Origin of the sequence: Lysobacter soli (assembly GCF_003382285.1) — a bacterium.
Taxonomy (GTDB): Bacteria; Pseudomonadota; Gammaproteobacteria; order Xanthomonadales; family Xanthomonadaceae; genus Lysobacter_J; species Lysobacter_J soli.
The window spans coordinates 174,640-199,892 of the sequence record NZ_QTJR01000004.1 but is presented as its reverse complement, the minus strand read 5'-3'; the positions used below and the strand labels follow the sequence as shown (position 1 = coordinate 199,892).

Below are 25,253 nucleotides of genomic sequence, written 5' to 3'. Positions count from 1 at the left end.
ACCGTCGCGCGCGGCGCACTAGAATCCCGGGCCATGGCCCCAACCTTCCGACGCGCTTGATGTCCTCTTTCGACGCCCTCCAGGCGATCGGCTGGCCGCTGTCCGCGGACGCGCCGGCGCCGGAGGGCGCATCAGGCCCCGAGGCCCAGTGGCGCGAGCTGATGGCCGCCCATCCACAGGCCCGACCGGCGCGCGTGGTCGAGCAGCATCGCAGCGGCTACATCGTCGCCGACGGCCCCGACACCGGTTTCCCGGTCGAATCGCTGCCCGAATGGCAGCGGCCGCCGGGCTACCGCAAGGGCACGGTCACCATCGACCAGCGCCCGGGCGTGGGCGACTGGCTCCTGATCGAAGGCAAGAAGGCCGTCGCATTGCTGCCGCGGCGGACCACGATCAAGCGCGGCGCGGCGGGCGAGCACTACCAGCAGCAGCTCATCGCGGCGAACGTCGACACCGTTTTCGTCGTGTGCGGGCTGGACGCGGACTTCAACCCGCGCCGCATCGAGCGCTACCTGCTGCTGGTCCGCGGCGGCGGCGTGGAGCCGGTGGTCGTGCTGACCAAGGCCGACCAGGCGGAGGCGGCCGACGCGGACGAGGCGATGTCCACCCTCGTCGAACTGGCCGCGCAGGGCGTCGCCGTGCGCGCGGTCAACGCGAAGGATCCCGCCAGCGTCGCGACGCTCAACGAATGGCTCGGCCCGGGCCGCACGGCGGTGCTGGTCGGCAGCTCCGGCGCCGGCAAATCCACGCTGACCAACACGCTGCTGGGCATCGAGAAGATGAAGACCGGCGAGGTCCGCGAACACGATTCGCGCGGCCGCCACACCACCACGCACCGCGCGCTGATCCCGTTGCCCTCGGGCGCCTGCCTGATCGACACGCCCGGCATGCGCGAGCTCAAGCCGACCGGCGAGGAAGACGTCGCCGAGAATTTCAGCGACATCGAAGCGCTCGCCGAGCAGTGCCGCTTCCGCGACTGCAAGCACGCCAAGGAGCCCGGTTGCGCGGTGCGCGCGGCGATCGAAGCAGGAAAGCTCGATCCCCAGCGCTTCGCCAACTACCTCAAGCTCAGCGATGAAGTGGCCGGCGCCGCGAACAAGCTCGCGAACCGCCGCGCGCAGAAGGCCGACGAGAAAGTGCAGGGCAAGGCGCTGAACAAGCGGCTGGACGAGAAGTATGGGCGGCACTGACCGCGCGCTCTGCTGCAGCTTTGCTCCGTCCCCCTGCACGCAGGGGGAGGAGTAGGAAGCGATGGACAACGTCTCCCCCGACATCGGCCACCACGCCGCGCTCGACGCGCGCATGGTCGACGCCGTGAGGGACATCCGCCTGCTCGCCCTGGTGAGCTGGCCCGCCGGGCAGGAAGTGAACTTCCTCGCCGATTACGCCCGCGGCGTCGTCAGACTGCCGCAGCCCGAATACCCGAAGCTCGACTTCAGCCACGCGCGCGCCGAACTGGACGCGATCGCCAGTGCCGCCGATCCCTCGCATCCGCTCGGCATCTACCTGATGGAGTCGGCGCGCAGCTGGTCGATCGCCGCCTCGCTGTGCGAGAGCGTCGGCACGACGACGGTCGGCGATCTCTCGATCCAGCTGTTCGGCCGCCCCGACCAGTGCCTGCCCGGGGACGGCCCGACCACGCGCGATGCGGCGCGGCATTTCATCTCCATCGCCGACGAACTCGACCACGAGCTGATGGCGCCGGCCGAGCACGTCACCATCTCCGCCACCGCGCTTCAGTTGCAGCTGCAGCGCGAGCTGGACGACTACTTCGATGGCCGCGTGATCGACGTGGTGCTCGATCCGGACCTGATCGCCAAGGCCGCCGCTGGCGCCACGCGTATCCGCCTGCGTTTCGGTGCCGCCTTCAGCGATTACGACCGCCACCAGCTGCTGCAGCACGAGGCGTTCGTGCATTCGCTCACCGCGCTCAACGGCCGCGAGCAGCCGCTGATTCCGAGCCTGGCGCTGTCCTCGCCGCGCGTCACCGCCACGCAGGAAGGCCTGGCGACGTTCGCCGAACAGATCACCGGCAGCATCGACATCGGCCGCATGAAGCGCATCAGCCTGCGCATCGAGGCGGTGGCGATGGCGCTCAACGGCGCCGATTTCATCGAGGTTTTCCGCTTCTTCCTCGATTCCGGGCAGAAGCCGGAGGACAGCTTCGCCTCGGCGCAGCGCGTGTTCCGCGGCGTGCCGACCACCGGGGGCACCGCGTTCACGAAGGATGTCGTCTACCTGCGCGGCCTGCTGGGCGTGCACACGTTCTTCCGCTGGGCGCTGCGCGAACGCAAGCTGCAACTGTGCCGCTGGCTGTTCGCCGGCAAGATGACACTGGCCGACGTGCAGCGCTTCGAGCCGCTGTTCGCCAGCGGCGTGCTCAAGCCCGCCCGCTGGCTGCCGCACTGGGTAGCGCGTGCGAACGGCCTCGCCGGCATGCTCGCGTTCTCGCTGTTCGCCAACCGGATTCGCCTCGACAAGATCGTCGCCGACGGCCACGTGCCGGATCTGTAGCGCTACTTGGCGGGCGAGAGCGTGCCGTCCTTCGCGATCACGTAATCGGCCGGCGCGTCGGACGCGACCAGCTGGACGCGATCGCCGATCGGCACGCCGCGGTACTGCGGAATGTCGTGGGTGAGCCGCAGGTAGATCCAGTGCTGGCCGACATCGGCGGCACGGATGCGCACGGGGTACGCGGACGCATCCTCCAGCACGTTCGCCACGGCCGGCGAGAAGCGCGACTGGATGGTGCCGACCTCGTGCATGCGGCGCATGACGTTCACGCCGTGCCAGACGCTCAGCACCGCGCAGAGCACCAGCACGATGCGACCGCCACGACCGACCCGCGACCACGCCGCGGCGCCGAGGCCCGCGACGACCGCGGCGAAGCCGTAGCCGTACTGGTTCGCCGACTCGGCCAGCACGAGCACCGGCCCGAGCGCGGCCCCGCCCACGAGCAGGAACGCGCACAGCCAGCGCGCGCCGGCGCGCCAGAAGGTCCAGGCCAGCGCCAGCCACAACACCGCGGCCACAAGCACGCGCGGCTCGGTGGCCGAGCCCGGAAGCAGCCCGGTGATGGCCGCACGCGTGGCGAGCGGCGGAAACAGCTGGTATTCGAGCCAGCGCAGCGGGATGAGCGCGAAACTCCACTCGTAGTTCGCCGCTTCGCGTGGCGAAAACAGGATCACGTTGAGGCGGAGCGCGAGGTAGATCGCAGTCGGGATGGATGCCCCGATCGTCGCCGAGCCCCACCCGCGTCCGCGTCCGAGGAACAGCCAACCCAGCGCCGCGAGCGCGGGAATGACGATCGCCGATTCCTTCGAAAGCAGCCCGATGGCAGTGAGGATCGCCGCCGCCGCGACGACCTGCCACGGGCGCCGGTCCGCGGTGGCGAACAGGCCGACGATCAGCGCGCAGCTCACCCAGATCAGGTCGGCGAGCGTGCCAGCCCACCCGTGCGTCTGCACCGCGAAGGCGCTCATCGCGAACGCGATGGCGCCCACGGCCGCGGCCTTCGCGCCGACGCCCAGGCGAATCATCAGGCGCGCGAGCATCACGGCATTGAGGCCGCCCCAGACCACCATCACGCCATGGAACAGCGGCGGGCGGTCGAACATCAGCGACGACATCCCGACCCACAGGCTGAACGTGACCGGCCGGTACTGGAACGCATCCACCTGCGCCCACAGCGAGCGGATCGACACGCCCTGGTCGGCGAAGGCGGCCCATTGCAGCTCGTCGTGGCTGTAGTAACCGGGGTTGAGGATCAGCGGCAGCTGCATCGCCACGATGGCGGCGAGCAGCGCCCAGCCGGTCCAAGCCCCCGTACGATCCATCGTGCCCATCGTGTTCTTCCGCCGCGAAAGGCACGCATTCTGCGCACCGGCGCACACCCGCGCCATACCGTGGCGTCCGCCCGCCACCGGGGAAGCGGCTAGAATCACCGGCCCGCCCGTGGTTTTCGCCCTGATGTCCGAACAATCGTCGTCCAACGAGCTCAAGCAGGCCGCGCTCGACTACCACCGCCTCAGCCCGCCCGGGAAGATCAAGGTCACCGCGACCAAGCCGATGGTGACCCAGCGCGACCTCGCCCTGGCGTACTCGCCCGGCGTGGCCTTCGCCTGCGAGGCGATCGTGGAGGACCCCAACCGCGCCAGCGAACTCACCGCGCGCGGCAACCTGGTGGCGGTGATCAGCAACGGCACGGCCGTGCTGGGCCTGGGCGACATCGGCCCGCTCGCCGGCAAGCCGGTGATGGAAGGCAAGGGCGTGCTGTTCCAGAAGTTCGCCGGCATCGACGTGTTCGACATCGAGATCGACGAGCGCGATCCGGACAAGCTGGTCGACATCATCGCCTCGCTCGAACCGACCTTCGGCGGCATCAACCTGGAAGACATCAAGGCACCGGAGTGCTTCATCGTCGAGCGCAAGCTGCGCGAGCGGATGAAGATCCCGGTGTTCCACGACGACCAGCACGGCACGGCGATCATCGTCGGCGCCGCGGTGCTCAACGCGCTGGAAGTGGTCGGCAAGAAGATCGAGGACGTGAAGCTCGCCACCACCGGCGCCGGCGCGGCGGGCATCGCGTGCCTGGACATGCTGGTGGCGCTGGGCCTTAAGAAGGAGAACATCATCGCGTTCGACCGCGATGGCGTGATCTACCGCGGCCGCGAACACCTGGATCCCGACAAGGCGCGCTACGCCAGCGACACCACCGCGCGCTCGCTGGCGGAAATCGTCAGCGGCGCCGACGTGTTCCTGGGCCTGTCCGCCGGCGGCATCCTCAAGCCGGAAATGGTCGCCACGATGGCCGACCGCCCTGTGATCCTGGCGCTGGCCAATCCGTATCCGGAAATCCTCCCGGAAGACGCGAAGGCCGTGCGTCCGGACTGCATCATCGCGACGGGCCGTTCGGACTACCCGAACCAGGTCAACAACGCGCTGTGCTTCCCGTACATCTTCCGCGGCGCGCTGGACGTGGGCGCCACGGGCATCAACGAGGCGATGAAGCTCGCCTGCGTGCGCGCCATCGCGCAGCTGGCGCGCGAGGAATCGGCCGACCTCGGCGCGGCCTACGGCGGCGAAGCCCCGGAGTTCGGCGCCGAATACCTGATCCCGCGTCCGTTCGATCCGCGCCTGCTGGTGAAGCTCGCCCCCGCCGTGGCCCGCGCCGCGATGGAATCGGGCGTCGCCACGCGTCCCATCGAGGACATGCGCGCGTACGAGGAAAAGCTCGGCACGTTCATCTACCGCACGGGCCTGGTGATGAAGCCCGTGTACGACCGTGCGCGCAGCGACCTCAAGCGCGTCGTCTACGCCGAAGGCGAAGAGGAAACCGTGCTGCGCGCCGTGCAGACGGTGATCGACGAGAAGCTCGCGTGGCCGATCCTCATCGGCCGCCCGGACGTCATCGACACGCGCATCAAGCGCCTGGGCCTGCGCATGCGCGTGGGCGTCGATTTCGAACTGACCAACATCAACGACGACCCGCGCTTCAACGACTACTGGCAGCAGTACCACGCGCTGACCGAGCGCCGTGGCGTGTCGCCGGCGGCGGCGAAGAACCTGCTGCGTTCGCGTCCGACGCTCATCGCCGCGCTGATGGTCGAGCGCGGCGAAGCCGACGCGATGATCTGCGGCCTGGTCGGTCGCTTCCACAAGAAGCTCGGTTACCTGCGCAGCGTGTTCGATTTCGACCCGGGCGTGACCGGTACGTCGGCGATGACCGGCGTCATCAACGACCAGGGCGTGTGGTTCTTCCTCGACACGCACGTGCAGTGCGATCCGACCGCCGAGCAGATCGCCGAGGCGACGTTGCAGGCGTCGTTCCGCCTGAAGCTGTTCGGCATCGAGCCGAAGGTCGCGCTGCTGTCGCACAGCAACTACGGCAGCCACGACAACCCGTCGGCGGCGAAGATGCGCCGCGTGTTCCAGCTCATCAAGCAGCGGTATCCGAAGCTCGAAGTCGACGGCGAGATGCAGGCCGACACCGCGTGGGACGAGGAGCTGCGCCACCGCATCTTCCCGAACACGCTGCTGAAGGGCCGCGCGAACCTGTTCGTGATGCCCAACCTCGACGCCGCGAACATCACCTACAACATGGTGCGCGTGATGACCGAAGGCGTGGCGATCGGCCCGATCCTGATGGGCCTGGACAAGCCGGCGCACATCCTGACGCCGGCCTCGACCCCGCGCCGCGTGGTGAACATGACGGCGATCGCGGCGGTCGACGCGCAGATCCGCGCGTCGCTTTCATCGCAGTAACTTCGGCGATTCCTGGTCCTCTCCCTTCGCGGGAGAGGGCAAAAGCACCGTCATCCCGGCGAAAGCCGAGACCCAGGCCCGTAACGCACGGGCAGTGGATACACGCAACACAACATCACGAGTGCGGTGGCGGAACGCGCACCTGATGACGGTGCGCGCTCGCAATATCACGCCCCCAGCAACCCTCCACCCATCTTCCCCGGCAGCGAGTTGTCGTCGCCGTCGTCCTGGTCGTCGTCCGCGTCCGGATCGCGCTCGGCGTCCGCATCGGCATCGAGCTCGCCGACTTCCGGATTCATGCCGCCGTTCGGAACGCCTTCCACGCGCGTCAGGCCTTCCTCTTCCGAGGAGGCTTCCTCCAGTTCCGTCGGACGACGGCCGAGTTCGTCGCGCTCGGGCTGGCGGCCGACGCCGCTGCGCGTGTCGCCCTTGTGCTTGTCGGTGAGCTGCTTCATCCCGCGTTCCTCGATGGAAGACGTGCTCAGGCTAGGGCGCCAAGCGTGAGGCGACGGTAGATGGCGCGTGCACGAATCGTGCGTTTCGCGCTACGGCTTGGCGCGCTTCACGGGCTTCTTCTTCTGCTTCGCCTGCTGCGCACGCACGCGCTCCACCTCGGCCGGCAACGCGCGCTGCAGCATCGCGAGCACCTCCGCCGTCGCATCGTTGTCGATGGGTTTGCCCGCCGGCGTCCGTGCGGTGACGCGCGTGCGGATGACGTTGCCCGTTTCGGCGGCGGTCATCGCCTTGGTCAGCACGAGGAACTCCACGCCGCGATAACGCAGCGAGTAGAGGTCGAGCATCTGCGCGCGCCCCAGATACTCCACGCCGCGCGCATTCACGACGATCTGTCCGACCGCGTTCCACACGTCGAGCTTGTCGGCGGCGAGCGTGAACTCGCCGCGCGTGACAGTGACGATCGGAACAGGCTGCTCGCGCGCTTCCTCCTTCGAAGGCACCGCCACAGGCTCCGGCGTCGTACCGCACGCCGCGAGCGCAAGCGCGATGCAACACGCGGTCAGTGCATCGCGCCGCATCCGGACGCATGATCGCGCGCGCATGGTTGCCTCCGTGGCCGAAACGCTCCCGCGCAACCTAGCGCGGCGTGCGTCGCGGCCGCGCGATGCCGTTCAGCCGCCCGCCTTCCAGCCCAGTCCCAGCGTGAAGGCGCGCCCCGGCGCAGGTTCGAAATACCGTGCGTTGCCTTCGTTCACGATCACCGAGCCCACGTAATCGCGGTCGAACACGTTATCCACGCGCGCGAATCCGTACCACCCGCTGTTTGCCGCCCGCCACTGCAGTCGCAGCGCGAACGTCGTGTAGCCGTTCGACGCATCGGTATTGCGGTCGTCGGTCGGAACGCCTTCGCTCGCGCGCATCTCGACGGCGGCACTGGTGCGGCCGTCGTGCGTGTTCCAGGCCAGCTCCGCGTAGCCGTCGGCGCGCGGAATGCCGGGGATGCGATTGTCCGCCTCCACCACCTGCACGCGCTCCACGCCGCTGGTCAGCACGGTGTACGAGAAGCTTTCGGTGAAGCGTGCGCGCAGCCAGTTGGCGGTGAGCGCGTACGACCATTGCGGATGGAAGCGGCCTTCGAAGCCGGCCTCGATGCCTTCGCGCCGCGTGCGTCCGGCGTTGGCGAAACTCGCGCGGCCGCCGCGATTATCGGCCGGCACGATCTCGTCCTCGCCATCGATGCGATACGCCGACACGCTCGCCTTGCCCGCCGAAAAGCGCCAGCGCGCACCGATTTCCGCCGTGTCGAACTGCGCCGGCTCGAGTTCGGTGTTGAAACCGGCGCTGCCGTCGGGGCGGTACGCGAGCTCGGTCACCGTCGGCGTTTCGAAGCCGTGGCCGATACTGGCGAAGATTTCGCCAGCGCCGAATGCGCGTGACACGCCCAGCGCCGCCGCGGTTTCGCCGTAGTCGAGTGAGCCGCTGTCGTCGCCGTTGCCGGGCGCGATGTAGTGGTCGTCCGATTCGAAGCGCAGCTTCGCGCGACGCACCGCGCCGAGCACGGTCCAGTCCTGCGCGGGTCGCAGTTCGCCGAGCGCGAATGCCTCCGTGCTGCGGATGCGGTTGTCCTCGTCGCGACGCAGCCGTCCGCGCACGCCGAGTTCGTCGCCGACGAAGTTCTCGTAGCCGCGGCGTTGTTCGTCGAGCCAACCCGCTTCGGCGCCGAGCGTCAGTGCGCCGCGCGCGAATTCCCAGCGATGCCCCGCATCGACGCCGGACGAACGACGACCAAGGTCGATCACGCCCCCCGCGCTGCTCGGCGCGCGCTGCGCGACGGGCGGGATCGCGAGGAACTGCACGACGTCGCGCGTCACGCCGTAACCGCCGATCCAATACTCGCGACCTTGCGCGTATTCGTCTTCCCATCGCGCGCCGAGCTGCGCGTTGTCGATCTTCTTGCGTGTGTCGAACTGTTCGGCGACCGGATCGGTGCCGTGCGGATCGCGTTCCCACTGCTCGCGCGTGAGGCCGAGCGGGTCGTCGGTATACGGCTGGCTCAGCGCGCCGGCGACGATGCGCAGCCGCGCGCGATCGTTCGGCGTGTACTGCGCGACGCCGTCGAGTTGCGCGCGCTCGGCCGCGCTGTGCGGGCGATCGCCATCGGTGGTGAACCAGCTGCCGAGCGCGCGCCATTGCCACGCGTCGTTCGCACTTGTGCCTTCGAAACCGGCGGCCACGCGCGCGCTGGAATTCGAACCGATCCAGCCTTCGACTTCGGCGGCGGGGCCATCGAACGCGGTTTCGCCGACGATCGCCCCGCCGGCGGCGTTGCCATACTGCAGAGCGAGCGGACCGCGCAGCACCTGGATGCGGTCGAGTGCGCTCAGCGGAAAGCTTGCCGCCTGCCCCTGGCCGTCGAGCGCCGACGACGGAATGCCATCGACGATCAGCTTGATCCCGCGAATGCCGAACGTGGAGCGCGCGCCGAAGCCGCGACTCTGCACCTGCAGGTCCTGCGCGTAGTTCTGTCGATCGAGCACGGTGATGCCGGGCGCGCGCACCAGCGATTCGGCCAACGACACCTGCCGCTGGCCGGCGCGCAGCGTGTCGCCTTCGATGACGCTGATCGAACCGGGGAAATCAGCCAGCGAATGCCGCGCGCCGAGCACCTCGACGGTGTCGAGCGTGGTGGCGTCGGGCGAAACCGTCTGCGCCGGGGCAGGGGGGTGGAAGAGCAGCGTCGCGAGCGCGAGCGCGAGGGGGGCGGTGGCCGGGACGTGCGCGGCCGGAGCGGGTCGCTTACGCCGTGAAATCACGCACACAGCCGCCCCGCTAGGGTGTCGGCCGGAATCGTCCTGCTGGGGTGGGGTCATGAAGGTCGCAATCCGCGCAATGCTCGTTCTGGCCATTGTGGCCGTGCCCATCGTCATCTCGGCGCAAACGAGCTCACCGACGACCCCGGCCCCGGTGGTTCCGCCCGATCCGGCAACGCAGCCCGCGCCCGTCACACCGCCGGTGTCGCCGGCCCCGCCCATCGACGACCCGATGCCGATGGACCTGGACGGCGACGGCGTGGTCACCGCCGCCGAACACGCCGCCGGCGCCCGCGCGCTGTTCGAGCACATGGACGCTGACCATGACGGCCGCGTCACCCGCAGGGAGATGGCCGACTTCCAACGCCAGGTGCTGGGCGCGGCGATTCCGCCGGTTAGGTGAGGCGCTTGTGGTCCCCTCTCCCGCGCGCGGGAGAGGGTTAGGGTGAGGGCAAGTCCGCCGATATCGCTGCCTTCGCCCTCACCCCAACCCCTCTCCCGCAGGCGGGAGAGGGGCTAATCGCAGGCGTGATCCTGGCATCGGCGTGATCGCCATTCCCCAACTACACCGTCATCGCGGCCTACACCGTCATCCCGGCGAAAGCCGGGACCCAGGCCCGCACGCGATCCGCCTCATCACGTCACTCCCGCGAAGGCGGGAATCCATGACTTGCAGCGGCCGAAAACATCGCCAGTGCGAGCGCAGTCTCGCGCCCCGCCCCTCACCCCAGCCCCTCTCCCGCTAGGAGAGGGGCTAAAGCATCCGCCCCCGTACGCAACCCCGCGCCGCCATTCGCCTTTCGTAGCAACGAAGTGGCCCACCCACGGGGTCCGGCGGGGCAGGTCCGGCTGTTAGAATCGATGCTCTAACCCGTCCCCACACGAGGCGCGGCCAATAGGGGCCGCGATACGCATGACGTCTCTCCACGCTGTCATCAACGACCTGATCCAGAACGACCCGGACCCCACCGAAACCCGCGAGTGGATCGAGTCCGTCCAGGCCGTCATCGCGCGCGACGGCGCCGAGCGCGCCCACCAGCTGCTCGAAGGCATGGTCGAAGTCACGCGCCGCGCCGGTGCGCACCTGCCGTTCCAGCCGACCACCGAATACATCAACACCATTCCCGCGCACCTGGAGGCCAAGAGCCCCGGCGACCACGCGATGGAATGGCGCATCCGCTCGATCATCCGCTGGAACGCGCTCGCCATGGTCGTGCGCGCCAACCGCAAGCCGGGCGAACTCGGCGGCCACATCGCGTCGTTCGCCTCGGCCGCCACGCTCTATGACGTGGGCTTCAACCACTTCTGGCGCGGTCCGGACGGCGACCACCCGGGCGACGTCATCGGCGTGCAGGGCCACAGCTCGCCGGGCATCTACGCCCGTTCGTTCCTCGAAGGCCGCATGAGCGAATCGCAGCTCGACAACTTCCGCATGGAAGTCGACGGCCGCGGCATCTCGTCGTACCCGCATCCCTGGCTGATGCCCGACTACTGGCAGGTGCCGACCGTGTCGATGGGCCTGGGCCCGCTCGCGGCGATCTACCAGGCGCGCAACTGGAAGTATCTGGAAGGCCGCGGCCTGCTGCCCAAGAGCGACCGCAAGGTGTGGGCGTTCCTCGGCGACGGCGAGACGGACGAACCCGAATCGCTCGGCGCCATCTCGGTGGCCGGTCGCGAAGGCCTGGACAACCTGGTCTTCGTCATTAACTGCAACCTGCAGCGCCTGGACGGCCCGGTGCGCGGCAACGGCAAGATCATCCAGGAACTGGAAGGCCAGTTCCGCGGCGCCGGCTGGAACGTCATCAAGACCATCTGGGGCAGCTACTGGGATCCGCTCCTGGCGCGCGACACCAGCGGCAAGCTGCGCCAGCTGATGATGGAAACCGTCGACGGCGAATACCAGAACTGCAAGGCCTTCGGCGGCAAGTACACGCGCGAGAACTTCTTCGGCAAGTACCCCGAAACCGCCCAGCTGGTGGCGAACCTGTCCGACGACGACATCTGGCGCCTCAACCGCGGCGGCCACGACCCGCACAAGGTCTATGCCGCGTACCACGAAGCGGTGAACACCAAGGGCATGCCGACCGTGATCCTCGCCAAGACGGTGAAGGGCTACGGCATGGGCGCGGCCGGCGAGTCGCTCAACCCCACGCACCAGACCAAGAAGCTCGACGACGAAGCCGTCCGCATCTTCCGCGACCGCTTCAACATCCCGGTGACCGACGCGCAGCTGGCCGATGGCAAGGTGCCGTTCTTCCACCCGGGCGAGAAGTCGCCCGAAATCGAGTACATGCACGAGCGCCGCAAGCAGCTCGGCGGCTACCTGCCGCAGCGCCGCCGCAAGAGCAGCCAGACGCTGGAAGTGCCCAAGCTCGAAGCCTTCGACCGCCTGCTCAAGAGCACCGGCGATCGCGAGATCAGCACCACGATGTCGTTCGTGCAGTCGCTCAACATCATCCTGCGCGACAAGCAGGTCGGCCCGCGCTGCGTGCCGATCGTCGCCGACGAAGCGCGCACCTTCGGCATGGAAGGCCTGTTCCGCCAGATCGGCATCTACGCGCCGCACGGCCAGAAGTACAAGCCGGTCGATCGCGACCAGCTCATGTACTACCGCGAAGACGCGGCCGGCCAGGTGCTGGAAGAAGGCATCACCGAAGCTGGTGCGTTCACCAGCTGGATGGCCGCGGCCACCAGCTACAGCACCAACGACCTGCCGATGCTGCCGTTCTACATCTACTACTCGATGTTCGGCTTCCAGCGCATCGGCGACAGCGCGTGGCAGGCGGCGGATATGCGCGCGCGCGGCTTCCTGCTGGGCGCCACCGCCGGCCGTACCACGCTCAACGGCGAAGGCCTGCAGCACGAAGACGGCCACAGCCACCTGCTGGCCAGCGCCATCCCGAACTGCCGCAGCTACGACCCGACCTTCGGTTTCGAAGTCGCGGTGATCCTGCAGCACGGCATGCAGCGCATGCTCACCGAGCAGCAGGACGAGTACTACTACCTCACCCTGATGAACGAGAACTACAGCCACCCGGACATGCCCGAGGGCGCGGCCGAAGGCATCATCAAGGGCATGTACCTGCTCAAGGACGCCGGCAAGGCGAAGAAGGGCGAGCTGCGCGTGCAGCTCATGGGCAGCGGCACCATCCTGCGCGAAGCCATTGCAGCGGCGGAATTGCTAGACAAGGACTTCGGCGTCACCGCCGACATCTGGTCCTGCCCCAGCTTCACCGAACTGGCCCGCGACGGCGAAGACGCGATCCGCGCCAACCGCCTCAACCCGGAAGGCGAACAGCGCAAGCCGTACGTCACCCAGTTGCTGGAAGGCCGCAGCGGCCCGGCGATCGCCGCCACCGACTACGTGCGCACCTTCGCCAACCAGATCCGCGAGTTCGTCCCGACGCGTTACACCGTGCTGGGCACCGACGGCTTCGGCCGCAGCGACACCCGCGAAAACCTGCGCCGCCACTTCGAAGTCGACCGCTTCCACATCGCGCATGCCGCGATTGCGGCCCTGGCGGCGGAAGGGAAGATGACGGGCAAGGATGTGGCCCGGGCTATCAAGCAGTACAAGATTGATGCGGAGAAGCCGAATCCGATTGGGGTTTGAACCGGCTGGGCTGGGATGGCCTATATTTCGCCGAAGAGTTAGAGAAGGGCGGCCGCACGGCCGCTCGTCTCTTTCCGGAAGGCAAAACTTTCAGCTCGTCAAAGTCGGAAAAGCATCGGGGGCATCATGGACTTCTTTACGTTCGACGAAGACCGAGTAGTAGAGGGCTATGTAGCAGGTGGAGTGACGACTTACCGTTTCGCTCTCGACCACCTTGCCCCGTTAATTGGTAGGTTGAACATCCAGCGTGACACGCTCAAAACTAAGTTCTACTCGCGGCTAGAGAAGGACATAGTTCGCGGCTGTGTCATGCCTCCGATTACGGTGGCGTTAATCCATGACTTCGAAGAAGGCGCGGCTGCAGTCGCGGTTAATGACCACATTCGCGCCCATATCGATGAAGGGTTTGTGCTGGACGGAATTCAGCGATTGAATACGCTTGCTCGAGCGTCGCAGAGTGCCGGCTTCGATGACGCTCGTCCACTGCATGTGAACTTTGTTATCGCGCGCTCTCGGGATCGACTGCTCTACAGGATGATCACGCTAAACAACGGACAGCGGCCGATGTCCGCCCGCCATCAGATTGAGGTTCTGGCTGATTCGTTCTTCGACTTTGACAGCGTCGACCTAAAGCTGGTCGCGGAGAAAGGTAAGTCCCGAGTGAGGGCTCCGGACTCCTTCAAGAAGTCGGATTTCATCAAGGGCTACATCGCATATCTAAGCGAAACCGTAAACGTCGACAACCAGAAGATCATCGAAGAGAAGCTCGATGAGCTGATAGCATCGAGGATCATCGAATCAGACATTCCGACTCGGAGAATCGAGTTCTCCGACATCGTTAACTTGATAAATCGCATGAGCGCGTCCGAATACCTGAGTGAGTGGATTCGCGTTCAGAACAACTTCATTGGCTTCTGCGTCGGCGCAAAGCAGTCGATACCTGCGTTGCAGGAGGCGCAGTATGCAGAGATGGAAGGAGCTATTCAGAGTTTCGAGCAAGCCTTCGCTTCCATTAATGTCAGCAAGGTAACCGGGCAGATCTCCGTCACGAAGAGCGGCGCAACAGGCAAATCTCAACTCATCGATCTTCCCAGCATCTTCCTGACCCGCGCCGCTGGTGGCGGTCTACTTATCAACTCGACGGTCCTTTACGAGTATCAAGGCACCATCAACACCGGCGATTTCAACTTCGACGGCGACCAGGACTTCGCCATCCAAACTGGAAACAACGGTTCCTACGGTGGTCCGAGCTACGACGTGTTTCTTCAAGACCGACGGAGTGGCCGCTTTCTTCACGCCCCAGCCCTATCCGCTCTGACTGCCACAGGTCTCGGATTCTTCGAAGTCGACCCGTCGGCCCGCGAACTCGTGGAGTACACGAAGGATGGATGTTGCTACCACGAAGAGACGCATTTCTCGGTTCACAACAACATGCCGATGCCCAAATGGCGGCAGGTGGAGGATGCGAGGGACAATCAGTTCAGGCAGTTCAGCGAGGCTTATCGCAGGGGAAGATGGGTGCGCGCGAAGGTAGGAGTGCCGTGAATCTCTGCCGAGTCCTGACGCAGGCGAGCGGAGCGGCGTTCGTCGTCGGCGTTGTCCTGTCGGCCGTCCCATATGGCTCCGTCACTGGCGAGCCGACGCAAGAGCTGTCTCCCGGGCGAGCCTGTGCCCCCGTGCTATCGGGTAGCGACTCAAGTTTCATTCCCGACGATCCGGGAAGGGTCAGTGAGTGGTCTATGGCTGTTTGCAAGAGAAGGCCCGATAACCCGGACACGCTCCTTGCCGTCGTTCCAATGTCGGCAGAGACCGGCGAACTCAGGGATCTTCAAATTCTGGTGATCGATCTACCGAGGCAAACCGTCGTGGCCCGACGGGTCGAGCGAAATGTTCTGGAAGGGGACGCCATTTACGTGAATGCCGTTGCGCTCGACACCGCGCGTTACACATTGACTCCAAAACAGCGCGCCTTTGGCGTGCGTGTTGAATGGAAAGGATCCTCCGGTCCAAATCCGTACAGCCGCGAGACGCTCTCCCTGTACACCGTTTCTGGCCCGCGAATAGAGCGCAACTTGGCCGAACTCGTTACGTGGGAGCGGTCGGGTGAGTGGGACATGGAGTGCACTGGGACGTTCTCATCCGTGTCGCGGACGATCAGCTGTGCGACGGCTCTTCGCGGAAATCGATCATTGACGGCGGAAAGAATGATCGATGCCTGCCGGAGGAAGCCGGCTTGCTCTTGGTAGTAGCCGATATCGTTGATTGAGGAGACCGTTCCCTCATCGACTTGGGCGGCTAGCTCGAATGCCAAGTAGTCCGGAACTGGGTCTGTCTTCTTGAGCTTTCCAGCCTCGCTAAGTGCGAGCTCGCGCGCGGTCTTGTCCGCGACAGGCACTGCCGGTGTCTTCTGCCCCAGGACGGTACAGGGCGCATAGCGACTCACCTCTACGTCTTGCGGTAACCACTCGCCTTGCAGCTGGTTGGGAGGAGTGCCGGTCACGACAGCGTGTAGGCACAGATGCCGGCGGCGAGCATCCCAACGAAACACTTCATAGCTAAGCTCAGCCGCGTCGCGGCTGCTCTGGGACCGATCGACGATCAGGGCTCCATGACTGATGTACGCCTGCAGGCTCGGTGTCTGCGATCTGAGGTCAGCACGTATTGGCGCGGCCCGCGTGGACATCCGGATCACCACATCGAGCGAAGATGAACCATCTTCCAGCACGTCCACGGGAGATATGGACAGCTCATCAGGCTTTCCATCTCCATCAAGGTCATCGCTCGCGGCCGGCGATCCATGCGCGATTCGAGCGACCATCAACAGTAACGCCGCCAGGAAAAGGCTCACCGCCGCCATGATCAGGTGCGCCTGGACGTGACGAGCGCCAGCATTGCGCACCAAACTAGTACCCATGCTTCCTTAGGTACTCGCGGACGCTCCTAGCGTCCTTGTAGGGATACGAAACCCGCTTGCCCTCGAGTACTCCATCCAAGCCCACGCCGAGCGCTCCTTCCAATGACTCCATGTGCACAACCCGCAATGGCGATTTGCCGACGAAGTCCGGAGAATCGTCCTGCCACACTGTTCGATAAAGGCGTTGGAAGTCTTCGTAGTTGCACTGCCATGTCAGCTGCTTGAGACCACGGCCTCGATACTTCCATCCTTGCCCCAAGGCTGGATCACCATGACAAATTCGGTTTGAGTAAGCGCGATTCGCAATGGCTTCTTGGTCTGCAGGATGTGCGGCCGTGCGACCGTACATCTCGGCCTCGGCCGGCCTTCTCCTGAAGTAGCTGAAGTTTGCGACGAGGGCGCCAGGCGTGTAGTCGAGAATCTCCACCGTTCGCGCTGAAGCGCCCGCCTCCTCCCTTACCTGGGCGAAGAAGTGCGAGAGTCGGAGATTGCTATTCAGTTTGTATGCGTCGAGATTGCGGTTTATCTCGTCGGCGAAAGACCAAAGCTTCTCTTCAAACGCGCGCATCGCCTCTGCGGTGTCGAATCGCGCGTCGAAGACCTTCTTGAGCATTTCGAGAGTTACGGCCGCTCGGGAGAGGTTTCCTACCACCCCACCCGCATGAAAATGCCAAACGCGCGAATTCGCCGGAAATCCCTCAACGCCGGCAGCCACGTCTTCCCACCACGGCAGCTTCTCGCCGCGGGGTTCCTCCGCGTTGACGTTCTCCACTGCCGCGGGTCCCAGCTTCGCGGCGATGCGGCGTGCGGTCTCGGTGTGGCGGCGCATGCTGGTGCGGGTCCACGCGGTCTCGTGGCGGACGATCAGGCGCGTGAGGTGGTCGGCGTGGTGGCGGTTGCGTAGCAGGCGGTCGAGTTCCTCTTCGCTGAAACTGCCGTCGTGGTTTCGATCCACCAGCGAGCGCAGCGCCTTGTAGAAGGGCGTGTCGGGCGGGCGTGGCCCGTCGCCTCGCAGGTAGTCGGCGAAGGCTTCCGGATCGTCGTGGCGGAACCCATCGGGGCTCGCGACTTCGTCCCGCACTTCGAAGCCGGGCCATTCCCACGGCGATACCAGTCGTCCTTCTTCCTCGATCCAACCGGTGGCGTGGCCCTGCGTCATGCCGAGCGTGACCTTGCGCCAGCGCTTGTCTTCCACGGTTCGCGATTCGAGCCCACTCACGCGCAGGATCTGCCGCTGGTTCACCGTGGCCGAAGCCGGGCCGCCCACATCGCGCTGCAACGTATCGCCCGGCATCAGGAGCAGCAGCGTGCGTTCGCTATCGGGCAGGTATTCCTTCGCCCAGCGGCGGCTATTCGCGAGGTACGCCGGAACATCGTCGCCGCTGAAGACCTCCAGGTGCAGCAGGCGCTTCGTGACGGGCTGGCCTGCGACGGGATACGCGTGTGCGGGCACGTCTTCGCCCAGGTAGCCGATGAGATCACCCTGTCGGATCGGCAGCGGCTTCGCGAGCGCGACCACGCGATCGGTCGCCTCCGGTTTGCGGGTGCCGCCGCGCTCGGGCCACCACGAAGGGCGCTTCCACTTTGCGTTGCGGTCGTAGTCGCGCTCGGACGCAACGTGCATGTAGAGGCTGTACAGCGTGAGCACGGGCGCGGTCTCCGGTTCGGGCCGCTCTCGTTGCGCCTTGTTCTCCGCGTGCGCAGCCGACTTGTCCGGGTCGATGCTGTCGCCGCGATACACCGTAGTGGCGACGGTGTCCTTGAGGCCGAAGGCGCTGCGCATGCCCGTGCCGACGGCGGGATCGAGTGCGAGATGCGTGCGGCTGATCCAGCCCTCACGCGGGAGTTTCGAGTCGAGCGTGTCGGTGACGCGCACGAGCGTGCTCTGGCCCGGCGTGTACGCGCCGACTTGCACGATCAGCGGGGTGCCGTGGCGCAACCACGCGAGCGGCTGCCGTCCCTGCGGATCGGCGTACAGGCGTGTGCCCCAGTCGCGGATGTCGGCGCCGGGCGTATCCATCGGCGGAGGCGTCGCGGGGATGGGCGGGGACGGTGCCTGCACCCGGTGCCGCACGAGGATGAAGCCGGTGGAGTAGGGCCGCAACATCGCGCCATCGCCCACGTCGCCGGGCGTCGCGTCGTGGTAATCGCTGTCGATGCGGTACGCGACAACTTCACCATCGGCCAGGCAACGAATGCCGTCGTCGATCGACAGCTTCGAGCTGCATGCGCGGTCCAGGTGGATGCCGCCGTGGAAGAAGCCGTACGAGCCGAGCAGGTAATGCCCGCCCTGCACCGGAATCAGCGCTTCGATGAAGGCGTACGGGTCGGCGATCTCGCGATCGTCCTTGTCCTTGAACGGATAGCCGAAGCGCGACGTGGCGATCGGCATGGGTGCGCGTGGCGCATTCATCTGCTTCGGATCCCTGAAGTCGGAGGTGCATTGCACGCTGCGGATCTACGTGCGTTGGGTCCATCAGAAAGGTCCGAAAGTCGACGCCGCCGGCGATCACGTTCCACCCGATAGTTGCAGCGCTCCGCCAACATCCATGCCACCAACCGCCCGCCCGTCGCCCGGGGTGCACCACGCGATGCAAGGGCGGCCGGTGTGCGCATGACCTGCGTTGGAATCCATGCGCCTGCTGGCGCTTGCCGTCGGGCGCGTCCTCCATCCCCCACAGGACATCGCCATGAACTCCCCACACACGCTTTCCGCGCGTTCGCTCCGTGCGCGCGCGTGCACGCCGCTGGCGGTCGCACTCGCGCTGTGTTCCGTGCTGCCCGCGTACGCCGATTCGGTGACCGACTGGAACGCGCTCGCCAGCGGGCCGACGGTCGCGCCGCGCTTCGGCGGGCCGCAGCAGCAGTCGCGCGTGATGGCCATCGTGTCGCTCTCGGTGCACGACGCGCTCAATTCGATCCAGTCGCGCTACAACACGTATCGGCCGGTGGCGAGCGCGCCGGGCAACGCGTCGCCGGATGCGGCCGTCGCGGCGGCCAATCGCACCGCACTGCTGGCGATGCTCGATGCGCTGCCACCTCCACCGACGCCCGCCGAAGGCACCGCTCGCGCGAACGCCGTCCTCGCGATCAACGCGGCCTACGACGCGGCCATCGGCCCCGGCGCGCCGGATGCATCGGAAGCGGCCGGCATCGCCGCGGGCGAATCCGCGGCGGACACGCTGCTCGCGTTGCGCTACGCCGACAACGGTTCGGGCGGGCTCACGCCGACCGACGGCTCGGGCACGCCGAACCTGCCGGCATATTCGCTGCCGCCATCGGTGGGCGTGCACCAGCCGACACCCGCGCCGGAGTTCCCGGCCGTAACCACGCCGGCCTTCATGGGCTGGGCGTTCGTCACGCCGTTCGCGGTGACCAGCGCCGCGCAGTTCCATTCGCCGCCGGGAAAGATCTTCAAGGTCAACAGCGCGAAGTACGCGTCCGAATACAACCTGGTGAAATCCATCGGCGATGCGCGCGTTCGCGGCGCGCTGCCGAATTCGCCGCCCAGCGACATCGCGCGCTTCTGGGCCGGCGGTGGCCTGGACTGGAACGGCAACGTGCGCATCATCGCGATCAACCGCGGGCTCGATCGCTGGCAGAACGCGCGTCTGTTCGCGCTGGTGAACATGTCGCTGGCCGACGCGGCCATCACCAACATCGCCGACAAGTACCAATACAACTTCTGGCGTCCCGTCACCGCGATCCGTTGGCCCGATGACGGCAACCCCTTCACGAAGAGCGACGCGACGTGGCGGCCGTTCCTGCAGACGCCGCCGTATCCGGACTACCCGTGCGCGTCGACGACGCTCACCGGCGCTGCGGCGCAGACCATGCGGCGTTTCTTCAAGAGCGATGCGTTGACGTTCACACGCACGGTGAATGCGCCCATCGCGCCGCTGCCGGCGCCGCTGGTGGACCTGCCGGTGAAGGCGATCACGCGCAGCTATCCGTCGCTGTCCACCGCCGAGCAGGAGCAGGCAATGGCGCGCGTGTACTCGGGCATCCACTTCACCGAAGGCTGCCTGGCCGGTCTGAAGGCGGGCAACAAGGTGGCGGACTGGGTGTTTGGGCATCAGTTGCAGGCGAAGTAGCGAGTCGGCCGCGTCCGTTCGCCCTCACCCCAGCCCCTCTCCCGCAGGCGGGAGAGGGGCTTTGATGCGTCGCGGCGCGTGCGGGACTTCGGAACATCCCGGCGGCGGGATTCTGATTCCCCGGAATCCCGTCTTTGGCCGGGGCGTGCGAGTACCCAGCTGATTGGGGGACGAAGGGCACAACGCGCCTTCGCGTTCTCTCTCCCATCAGGAACTCAAATGAGCAAGCTCGCAGGAAAAGTGGCCGTCGTGACCGGCGCATCGAAGGGTATCGGCGCCGGCATCGCCACGGCGCTGGCCGCCGAAGGCGCGGCGGTCGTCGTCAATTACGCGTCGAGCAAGAGCGGCGCCGATGCCGTGGTCGAACGCATCACGAAGGCGGGCGGCAAGGCGATCGCGGTGAAGGCCGACGTGTCGAACGCCGACGACGCGCAGGCGCTGATCGACGCCGCCGTGAAGGAATTCGGCCGCCTCGACGTGCTGGTCAACAACTCCGGCGTGTACGAATTCGCGCCGCTGGAGGCGATCACGCCGGAGCACTTCCACCGCCACTTCGACATCAACGTGCTCGGCCTGCTGCTGACCACGAAGGCAGCGTCGAAGCACCTGGGCGAAGGCGCCAGCGTCATCAACATCGGTTCCATCGTCTCGCGCCTGACGATGCCGGAAACCGCCGTTTACACCGCCACCAAGGGCGCGGTAGACGCCATCACCGGCGTGCTTTCGCGCGAGCTCGGTCCGCGCGGCATCCGCGTCAACTCCATCAACCCCGGCATGATCGAGACCGAAGGCTCGCGCGAGATCGGCGTCATCGGCTCGGACTTCCAGCACGCCATCGTCGCGCAGACGCCGCTGGGCCGCATCGGCCAGCCGGACGACATCGCCGACATCGCGGTGTTCCTCGCGACGGACGCCTCGCGCTACATGACCGGCGAATTGCTGAAGGTCGCGGGCGGCCTTCGCTGAGGATTCACGACGCAGGGGTGCGCCGCGCCCCTGCGTTGCTTCTGGCTGTGAAGCGGTGTCACCGCAGCGTTTGGTCTCGGCGACGACGCGGCGGCACGAAGAACCACGCCGCGATCACCAGCGCGGCAAACGCGCTGTATGCGGCGACAAACGTCCACCACGGCGCGTCGAAGAAGATCAGCCGTGACAGCCAGTGTTCGATGAAGGATTCACCGTAACTCGCCTGTCCCGCGCGTCGGCGCAGCGCCTGCTCCCACACCGTTAGCGGGCACAGTGCGCCGAGCCACGCCTGCAGCGCGATCAACACCATCAGCAGCACGTGCGCGATGCGCCAGCCGAACCCGCGCACCCAGCGCCAGCGCGTGCGGCCGATGAAGATCGCGATCGCGCCGAAGATCACGAACGCGACGATGCCGACGTGCAGCACGAGGATGGCGTCGGCGAGGGCGGCGGCAAGCGTCGGATTCATTCACGCGCACTGTAGCCAACCGGTGGCCCATGCCGCTCACGCCACCTCGTGCACAATGCGGCGCATGCGCTATCCCCTGGTCATCTTCGACTTCGACGGCACGCTGGCCGACTCCTTCCCGTTCTTCGTGAAGGCCCAGCACGCGCTCGCGCAGCGTCACGGCTTCACCGCGATCGATGAGGAACGCGTCGAGGACCTGCGTCGCCTGGGCACGCGCGAGTTGCTGCAGGAGCTGAAGTTCCCGACGTGGAAGGTGCCCATCGTCGCGGCGGATTTCATCCGCATGATGCGCGGCGCGCCGCCGGTCCCGCTGTTTCCGGGCGTCGCCGACGTGCTGCGCCAGCTGCGCGAACGCGGTGCGCGGCTGGCGATTCTCACGTCGAACTCGGTCGAGAACGTGCGGCGCGTGCTCGATGCGGAACTGATGGAGGCGATCGAACTCATCGACGGCGGCGCGCACGTGCTCGGCAAGCACCGGCGCATCGCGCGGATGCTGAAGCAGGCGAAGGCCGACGCGTCGCAGGCGATCTACGTCGGCGACCAGGTCAGCGATGGCGAAGCGGCGCGACGCGTGGGCGTGGCGTTCGGTGCCGTGGGTTGGGGCTATTCGCACGCGGACACGCTGCGGGCGATGGGCGCGGAGGAGTTCTTCGAGACGGTGCCGGAGCTGGGGCGGCTGGCGCTGTAGCGCGCGCATGTAGCCCAAACGGAAGTGCGCTCTAAGAAACCGCAGTCACGCCGCTCTTTTGCTGTCATTCCCGCGAAGGCGGGAATCCATCTGCCCGTCCATCATTCCGGCTTCCGGCGGGGGTGACACGCGCAAGCATGGATTCCCGCCTTCGCGGGAATGACGGCTTTAGCAGCCCGGTGAGCTTCCTACCCCGCTAGAACGCCCTGCGCTCGAGCCCGTTCACATCCTCAAGGTCGCGCCACCTGCTGCAATGCAACATAATGGCCACATGTCCCCCGAATCCCCCACCGCGCCGGTGCTGAGCCCGCGCCAGGTCGCCCTGATCCTGTTCGCTCTCGCGATGGGCGGTTTCGCCATTGGCACCAGCGAGTTCGTCGTGATGGGGCTGATCAGCGAAATTGCGCGCAGTTTCGGCGTCAACGAGCCGCAGGTCGGCCATGTCATCAGTGCCTACGCGCTGGGCGTGGTGATGGGCGCGCCGACGCTGGCGATCCTCGGCAACCGTCTCTCGCGCCGCAGCCTGCTGCTGTGCCTGATGGGCTTCTACGCGCTGGGCAACCTCGCCAGCGCGCTTGCGCCGGGCTATTTCACGCTGATGGGCGCGCGCTTCATCGCGGGCCTGCCGCACGGCGCGTACTTCGGCATCGCCGCGCTGGTTGCGGCGCGCATCACGCCGCCGGAGCAGCGCGGTGCCGCGGTCGGTCGCGTGATGCTGGGCCTGGCGATCTCGCTGCTGGTCGGCAATCCGCTCGCGACGTGGATGGGGCAGACGTTCGGCTGGCGATGGGCGTTCGGCCTGGTGACGCTGCTCGCGATGGCGACGGTGTTCATGACGATGCGCGTGCTGCCGCGCGGCATGAATGCGCCGCGCCCGGATGCGCTGCGCGAGCTGCGCGACTTCAACCGCAAGCCGGTGTGGCTGGCGCTGGGCATCGGCGCGATCGGCTTTGCCGGCATGTTCTGCGTCTTCAGCTACCTGACGCCGACGCTGGTGCACGTCACCGGCGTGCGCGAGAGCTTCGTGCCCTTCGGCCTGGTCGCGTTCGGCATCGGCGGCATCCTTGGGACGCTCGGCGGCGGCTGGATGTTCGACCGCTACCAGTTCCGCGCCGTGCCGATGCTGCTGGTGTGGTCGATCGTGGTGCTGCTGGTCTTCCCGTTCGCGGCGAAGTCGCCGTGGACCGTGCTGCCGGCGGTGCTCGCGGTCGGCACGATGGGCGCGCTGGCGACGGTGTTGCAGGCGCACCTGATGGACGTCGCGCGCGAGGCGCAGACGCTGGCCGCCGCGTCGAACCACTCGGCATTCAACTTCGCCAACGCGCTCGGCCCGTGGCTCGGCGGCATGGCGATCACCGCCGGCTACGGCTGGACGTCCACCGGCGTGGTCGGCGCGGCCACCGCGCTGTGCGGGTTGCTGATCTATGCGTGGGCGCGAGCGGATCTGCGTCGCACAGAGGCGGCGGCGCTGGAAGACGCGGCCTGAAGCGTCGCGTTACGCGGGAAGCCAGTAGCACCACAGCCGTTCTCAGCTGTCATCCCCGCGAAGGCGGGGATCCATGCTTGCGAGCCTCACCATTTCCGGAGGCCGGAGCGACGTCGGACAGATGGATTCCCGCCTTCGCGGGAATGACAGCAAAAAGCGAGTGGATTCCCGCCTTCGCGGGAATGACAGCAAAAACCGAGTGGGTTCCCGCCTTCGCGGGAATGACAGCAAAACAAGCGAGCGCGGTCAGCGTGCGCCGCGCGCGAGCATCTCCTCCACCGCGGTGAACGCCGAATGCGCACCGGGCGGCGCGTCTTCCATGCCGGTGGCGAAGTACACGACACCCGTGCCCGACGCACGATCGATCCACACGCCCGACAGCTGGCCGTACGCCGCGCCGGCGTGGCCGCTGCGTTCGATGCCATCGCCGAAGGGATCGTCGCGGCAACCCTCGCGTTTCGTCGCCAGCGTCTGCACGGCAAGTCCGTAGCGGCAGAAGAAGCCTTTGCGCGACTGGCCGCTGGAATCCTCTTCCACGGTGAGGCCGTTGTCGGCCGTGTACGTCCACTGCGGTTCGAACATCGTCCGCACCGACGCGGGCGACAAGACGCGAACGCCGTCGAGTTCGCCTTCGCGCAGCAGCATGCGGCCGATGCGCGCCAGACCATTCGCGGAAATGCGCAGGCCGCCTTGCGGCGAGAACATCGCGCCGTTGCGGCCGGGCATCCATTGCGACAGATCGCAGCCGCCGTCCGTCGCGCGGATCACGGCGCATCCGGGCTTGCGGCCGCGCAGGTTGTCGTACACCGGCTTGCCTGTGGGGTCGTACTGCACGACCGCGCGCGCCGCGGTCTCGCGGCTGCAGCTTTCCCAGTTGAAGCAAGCGTCGATCTTCAGCGGCGCCAGAACGAGCCGCTGCATCAGAATGTCGAAGCGTTCACCGGTAGCCTTCTCCATCGCGGAAGCGACGAGCGGGAAATTGACGTTCGCATAGCGGAAGAACGTGCCCGGTGCGTGCGTGGCATCCCACGCCTTGGGATCGTCGGTGATGTCGCGGAGCGCGCCGTCGATGGGAACCTTCCAGTAACCGGCCGCGTCGGTCAGGCTCGCGCGATGCGAGAGCAGCAGGCGCAGCGTGATCGGCGTATCGGGAAACGCCGGGTTGCGCAGCCGCCAGCCGAGCACCGGCGACAGGTCGGCATCGAGGTCGAGCTTGCCTTCATCGACCAGTCGCATCGCCCCGATGGTGGTAACGAGTTTGGAAATCGATGCGATGCGCACCGGATCTTCGGCGGTGATCGCGCGCTTCGCAGCGACGTCGGCGAATCCGTGCAGCTGGGTATCCGTCGCGCCGTTGCGATCGAACGCCACGCGCACGCTCGCGATCGGGGGCGACGCACTTGCCGACGTCGTGCACGCGGCCACGCACATCACCAGGACCAACGATCGGATCATTCGCATGGGCTCGCTCGCAGGAGGCAGTCCCAAGCGTA

At 66.7% G+C, this 25,253-nt stretch carries 18 protein-coding genes; 11 read left to right on the top strand and 7 right to left on the bottom strand.

Annotation, left to right across the window (positions count from 1 at the left end; translation table 11 throughout):
• The first annotated feature begins 59 nt into the window (after positions 1-59).
• Complete coding sequence (gene rsgA / locus DX912_RS08125) at positions 60-1,190, top strand: ribosome small subunit-dependent GTPase A (protein ID WP_115841986.1); 1,131 nt, start codon at positions 60-62, stop codon at positions 1,188-1,190.
• Between the two features lie 61 nt (positions 1,191-1,251).
• Positions 1,252-2,514 carry a flavohemoglobin expression-modulating QEGLA motif protein gene (locus tag DX912_RS08120; RefSeq protein WP_115841985.1) on the top strand — a complete coding sequence of 421 codons (1,263 nt, stop codon included), beginning with the start codon at positions 1,252-1,254 and terminating at the stop codon, positions 2,512-2,514.
• Positions 2,515-2,516: 2 nt separating this feature from the next.
• Here DX912_RS08120 and DX912_RS08115 read toward each other — a convergent pair whose 3' ends face one another.
• Positions 2,517-3,836, bottom strand: coding sequence for a hypothetical protein (locus DX912_RS08115; RefSeq protein WP_147298600.1), 1,320 nt, complete (start codon positions 3,834-3,836; stop codon positions 2,517-2,519).
• 133 nt (positions 3,837-3,969) lie between these two features.
• Between DX912_RS08115 and DX912_RS08110 the strand changes: the two genes are divergently transcribed.
• Positions 3,970-6,264, top strand: coding sequence for an NADP-dependent malic enzyme (locus tag DX912_RS08110; RefSeq protein WP_115841983.1), 2,295 nt, complete (start codon positions 3,970-3,972; stop codon positions 6,262-6,264).
• 167 nt (positions 6,265-6,431) lie between these two features.
• Here the strand turns inward: DX912_RS08110 and DX912_RS18370 are convergent, their stop codons facing one another.
• The 3 genes from DX912_RS18370 to DX912_RS08095 form a co-directional block, all read right to left on the bottom strand.
• Positions 6,432-6,719, bottom strand: coding sequence for a hypothetical protein (locus tag DX912_RS18370; protein WP_157031308.1), 288 nt, complete (start codon positions 6,717-6,719; stop codon positions 6,432-6,434).
• A gap of 90 nt (positions 6,720-6,809) precedes the next feature.
• A complete protein-coding gene (locus DX912_RS08100) occupies positions 6,810-7,220 on the bottom strand; it encodes a hypothetical protein (RefSeq protein WP_147298599.1) in 411 nt (136 codons plus the stop codon).
• Between the two features lie 171 nt (positions 7,221-7,391).
• On the bottom strand, positions 7,392-9,533 hold the full coding sequence (locus tag DX912_RS08095) for a TonB-dependent receptor family protein (RefSeq protein WP_181902761.1): 2,142 nt from the start codon (positions 9,531-9,533) through the stop codon (positions 7,392-7,394).
• Between the two features lie 55 nt (positions 9,534-9,588).
• On the opposite strand from DX912_RS08095, the gene DX912_RS08090 reads away from it, so the two are divergent.
• From DX912_RS08090 to DX912_RS18825, 4 genes are all read left to right on the top strand, one after another.
• Entirely contained in the window at positions 9,589-9,933 is a 345-nt protein-coding gene (locus tag DX912_RS08090; RefSeq protein WP_220340772.1) for an EF-hand domain-containing protein, read from the top strand.
• 510 nt (positions 9,934-10,443) lie between these two features.
• Positions 10,444-13,143, top strand: coding sequence for a pyruvate dehydrogenase (acetyl-transferring), homodimeric type (gene aceE / locus DX912_RS08085; protein WP_115841980.1), 2,700 nt, complete (start codon positions 10,444-10,446; stop codon positions 13,141-13,143).
• A gap of 126 nt (positions 13,144-13,269) precedes the next feature.
• Complete coding sequence (locus DX912_RS08080) at positions 13,270-14,688, top strand: XAC2610-related protein (RefSeq protein WP_147298598.1); 1,419 nt, start codon at positions 13,270-13,272, stop codon at positions 14,686-14,688.
• Complete coding sequence (locus DX912_RS18825) at positions 14,589-15,389, top strand: PA3715 family protein (RefSeq protein ID WP_484502523.1); 801 nt, start codon at positions 14,589-14,591, stop codon at positions 15,387-15,389. Before DX912_RS08080 ends, DX912_RS18825 begins: the two co-directional genes overlap by 100 nt.
• Positions 15,390-16,046: 657 nt before the next feature.
• On the opposite strand, the gene DX912_RS08070 is transcribed toward DX912_RS18825, so the two are convergent.
• Complete coding sequence (locus tag DX912_RS08070) at positions 16,047-18,353, bottom strand: hypothetical protein (RefSeq protein ID WP_147298596.1); 2,307 nt, start codon at positions 18,351-18,353, stop codon at positions 16,047-16,049.
• A 394-nt stretch (positions 18,354-18,747) separates the two neighbouring features.
• Here DX912_RS08070 and DX912_RS08065 point away from each other — a divergent pair, with 394 nt between their 5' ends.
• Both DX912_RS08065 and DX912_RS08060 read left to right on the top strand, forming a co-directional pair.
• The gene (locus DX912_RS08065; RefSeq protein ID WP_147298595.1) at positions 18,748-20,151 is read left to right on the top strand and encodes a vanadium-dependent haloperoxidase; all 1,404 of its coding nucleotides are present in this window, start codon (positions 18,748-18,750) and stop codon (positions 20,149-20,151) included.
• A gap of 219 nt (positions 20,152-20,370) precedes the next feature.
• Entirely contained in the window at positions 20,371-21,117 is a 747-nt protein-coding gene (locus DX912_RS08060) for an SDR family NAD(P)-dependent oxidoreductase (protein WP_115841975.1), read from the top strand.
• Between the two features lie 58 nt (positions 21,118-21,175).
• Here the strand turns inward: DX912_RS08060 and DX912_RS08055 are convergent, their stop codons facing one another.
• Positions 21,176-21,586, bottom strand: a complete 411-nt coding sequence (locus DX912_RS08055; protein ID WP_115841974.1) for a DUF2784 domain-containing protein — start codon at positions 21,584-21,586, stop codon at positions 21,176-21,178.
• 64 nt (positions 21,587-21,650) lie between these two features.
• Between DX912_RS08055 and DX912_RS08050 the strand changes: the two genes are divergently transcribed.
• Positions 21,651-22,274, top strand: a complete 624-nt coding sequence (locus DX912_RS08050; protein WP_115842084.1) for an HAD-IA family hydrolase — start codon at positions 21,651-21,653, stop codon at positions 22,272-22,274.
• A gap of 271 nt (positions 22,275-22,545) precedes the next feature.
• Positions 22,546-23,760, top strand: coding sequence for an MFS transporter (locus tag DX912_RS08045; protein ID WP_115841973.1), 1,215 nt, complete (start codon positions 22,546-22,548; stop codon positions 23,758-23,760).
• Between the two features lie 246 nt (positions 23,761-24,006).
• Here DX912_RS08045 and DX912_RS08040 read toward each other — a convergent pair whose 3' ends face one another.
• Positions 24,007-25,215, bottom strand: coding sequence for a serine hydrolase domain-containing protein (locus DX912_RS08040; protein WP_233433527.1), 1,209 nt, complete (start codon positions 25,213-25,215; stop codon positions 24,007-24,009).
• Positions 25,216-25,253 lie beyond the last annotated feature (38 nt).

Bases quoted from the DNA above. Each gene is read 5' to 3' on its own strand.
- rsgA (WP_115841986.1), top strand. From the start codon at position 60: ATGTCCTCTTTCGACGCCCTCCAGGCGATCGGCTGGCCGCTGTCCGCG.
- DX912_RS08120 (WP_115841985.1), top strand. From the start codon at position 1,252: ATGGACAACGTCTCCCCCGACATCGGCCACCACGCCGCGCTCGACGCG.
- DX912_RS08115 (WP_147298600.1), bottom strand. From the start codon at position 3,836: ATGGATCGTACGGGGGCTTGGACCGGCTGGGCGCTGCTCGCCGCCATC.
- DX912_RS08110 (WP_115841983.1), top strand. From the start codon at position 3,970: ATGTCCGAACAATCGTCGTCCAACGAGCTCAAGCAGGCCGCGCTCGAC.
- DX912_RS18370 (WP_157031308.1), bottom strand. From the start codon at position 6,719: ATGAAGCAGCTCACCGACAAGCACAAGGGCGACACGCGCAGCGGCGTC.
- DX912_RS08090 (WP_220340772.1), top strand. From the start codon at position 9,589: ATGAAGGTCGCAATCCGCGCAATGCTCGTTCTGGCCATTGTGGCCGTG.
- aceE (WP_115841980.1), top strand. From the start codon at position 10,444: ATGACGTCTCTCCACGCTGTCATCAACGACCTGATCCAGAACGACCCG.
- DX912_RS08080 (WP_147298598.1), top strand. From the start codon at position 13,270: ATGGACTTCTTTACGTTCGACGAAGACCGAGTAGTAGAGGGCTATGTA.
- DX912_RS18825 (WP_484502523.1), top strand. From the start codon at position 14,589: ATGGCGGCAGGTGGAGGATGCGAGGGACAATCAGTTCAGGCAGTTCAG.
- DX912_RS08065 (WP_147298595.1), top strand. From the start codon at position 18,748: ATGAACTCCCCACACACGCTTTCCGCGCGTTCGCTCCGTGCGCGCGCG.
- DX912_RS08060 (WP_115841975.1), top strand. From the start codon at position 20,371: ATGAGCAAGCTCGCAGGAAAAGTGGCCGTCGTGACCGGCGCATCGAAG.
- DX912_RS08055 (WP_115841974.1), bottom strand. From the start codon at position 21,586: ATGAATCCGACGCTTGCCGCCGCCCTCGCCGACGCCATCCTCGTGCTG.
- DX912_RS08050 (WP_115842084.1), top strand. From the start codon at position 21,651: ATGCGCTATCCCCTGGTCATCTTCGACTTCGACGGCACGCTGGCCGAC.
- DX912_RS08045 (WP_115841973.1), top strand. From the start codon at position 22,546: ATGTCCCCCGAATCCCCCACCGCGCCGGTGCTGAGCCCGCGCCAGGTC.
- DX912_RS08040 (WP_233433527.1), bottom strand. From the start codon at position 25,215: ATGATCCGATCGTTGGTCCTGGTGATGTGCGTGGCCGCGTGCACGACG.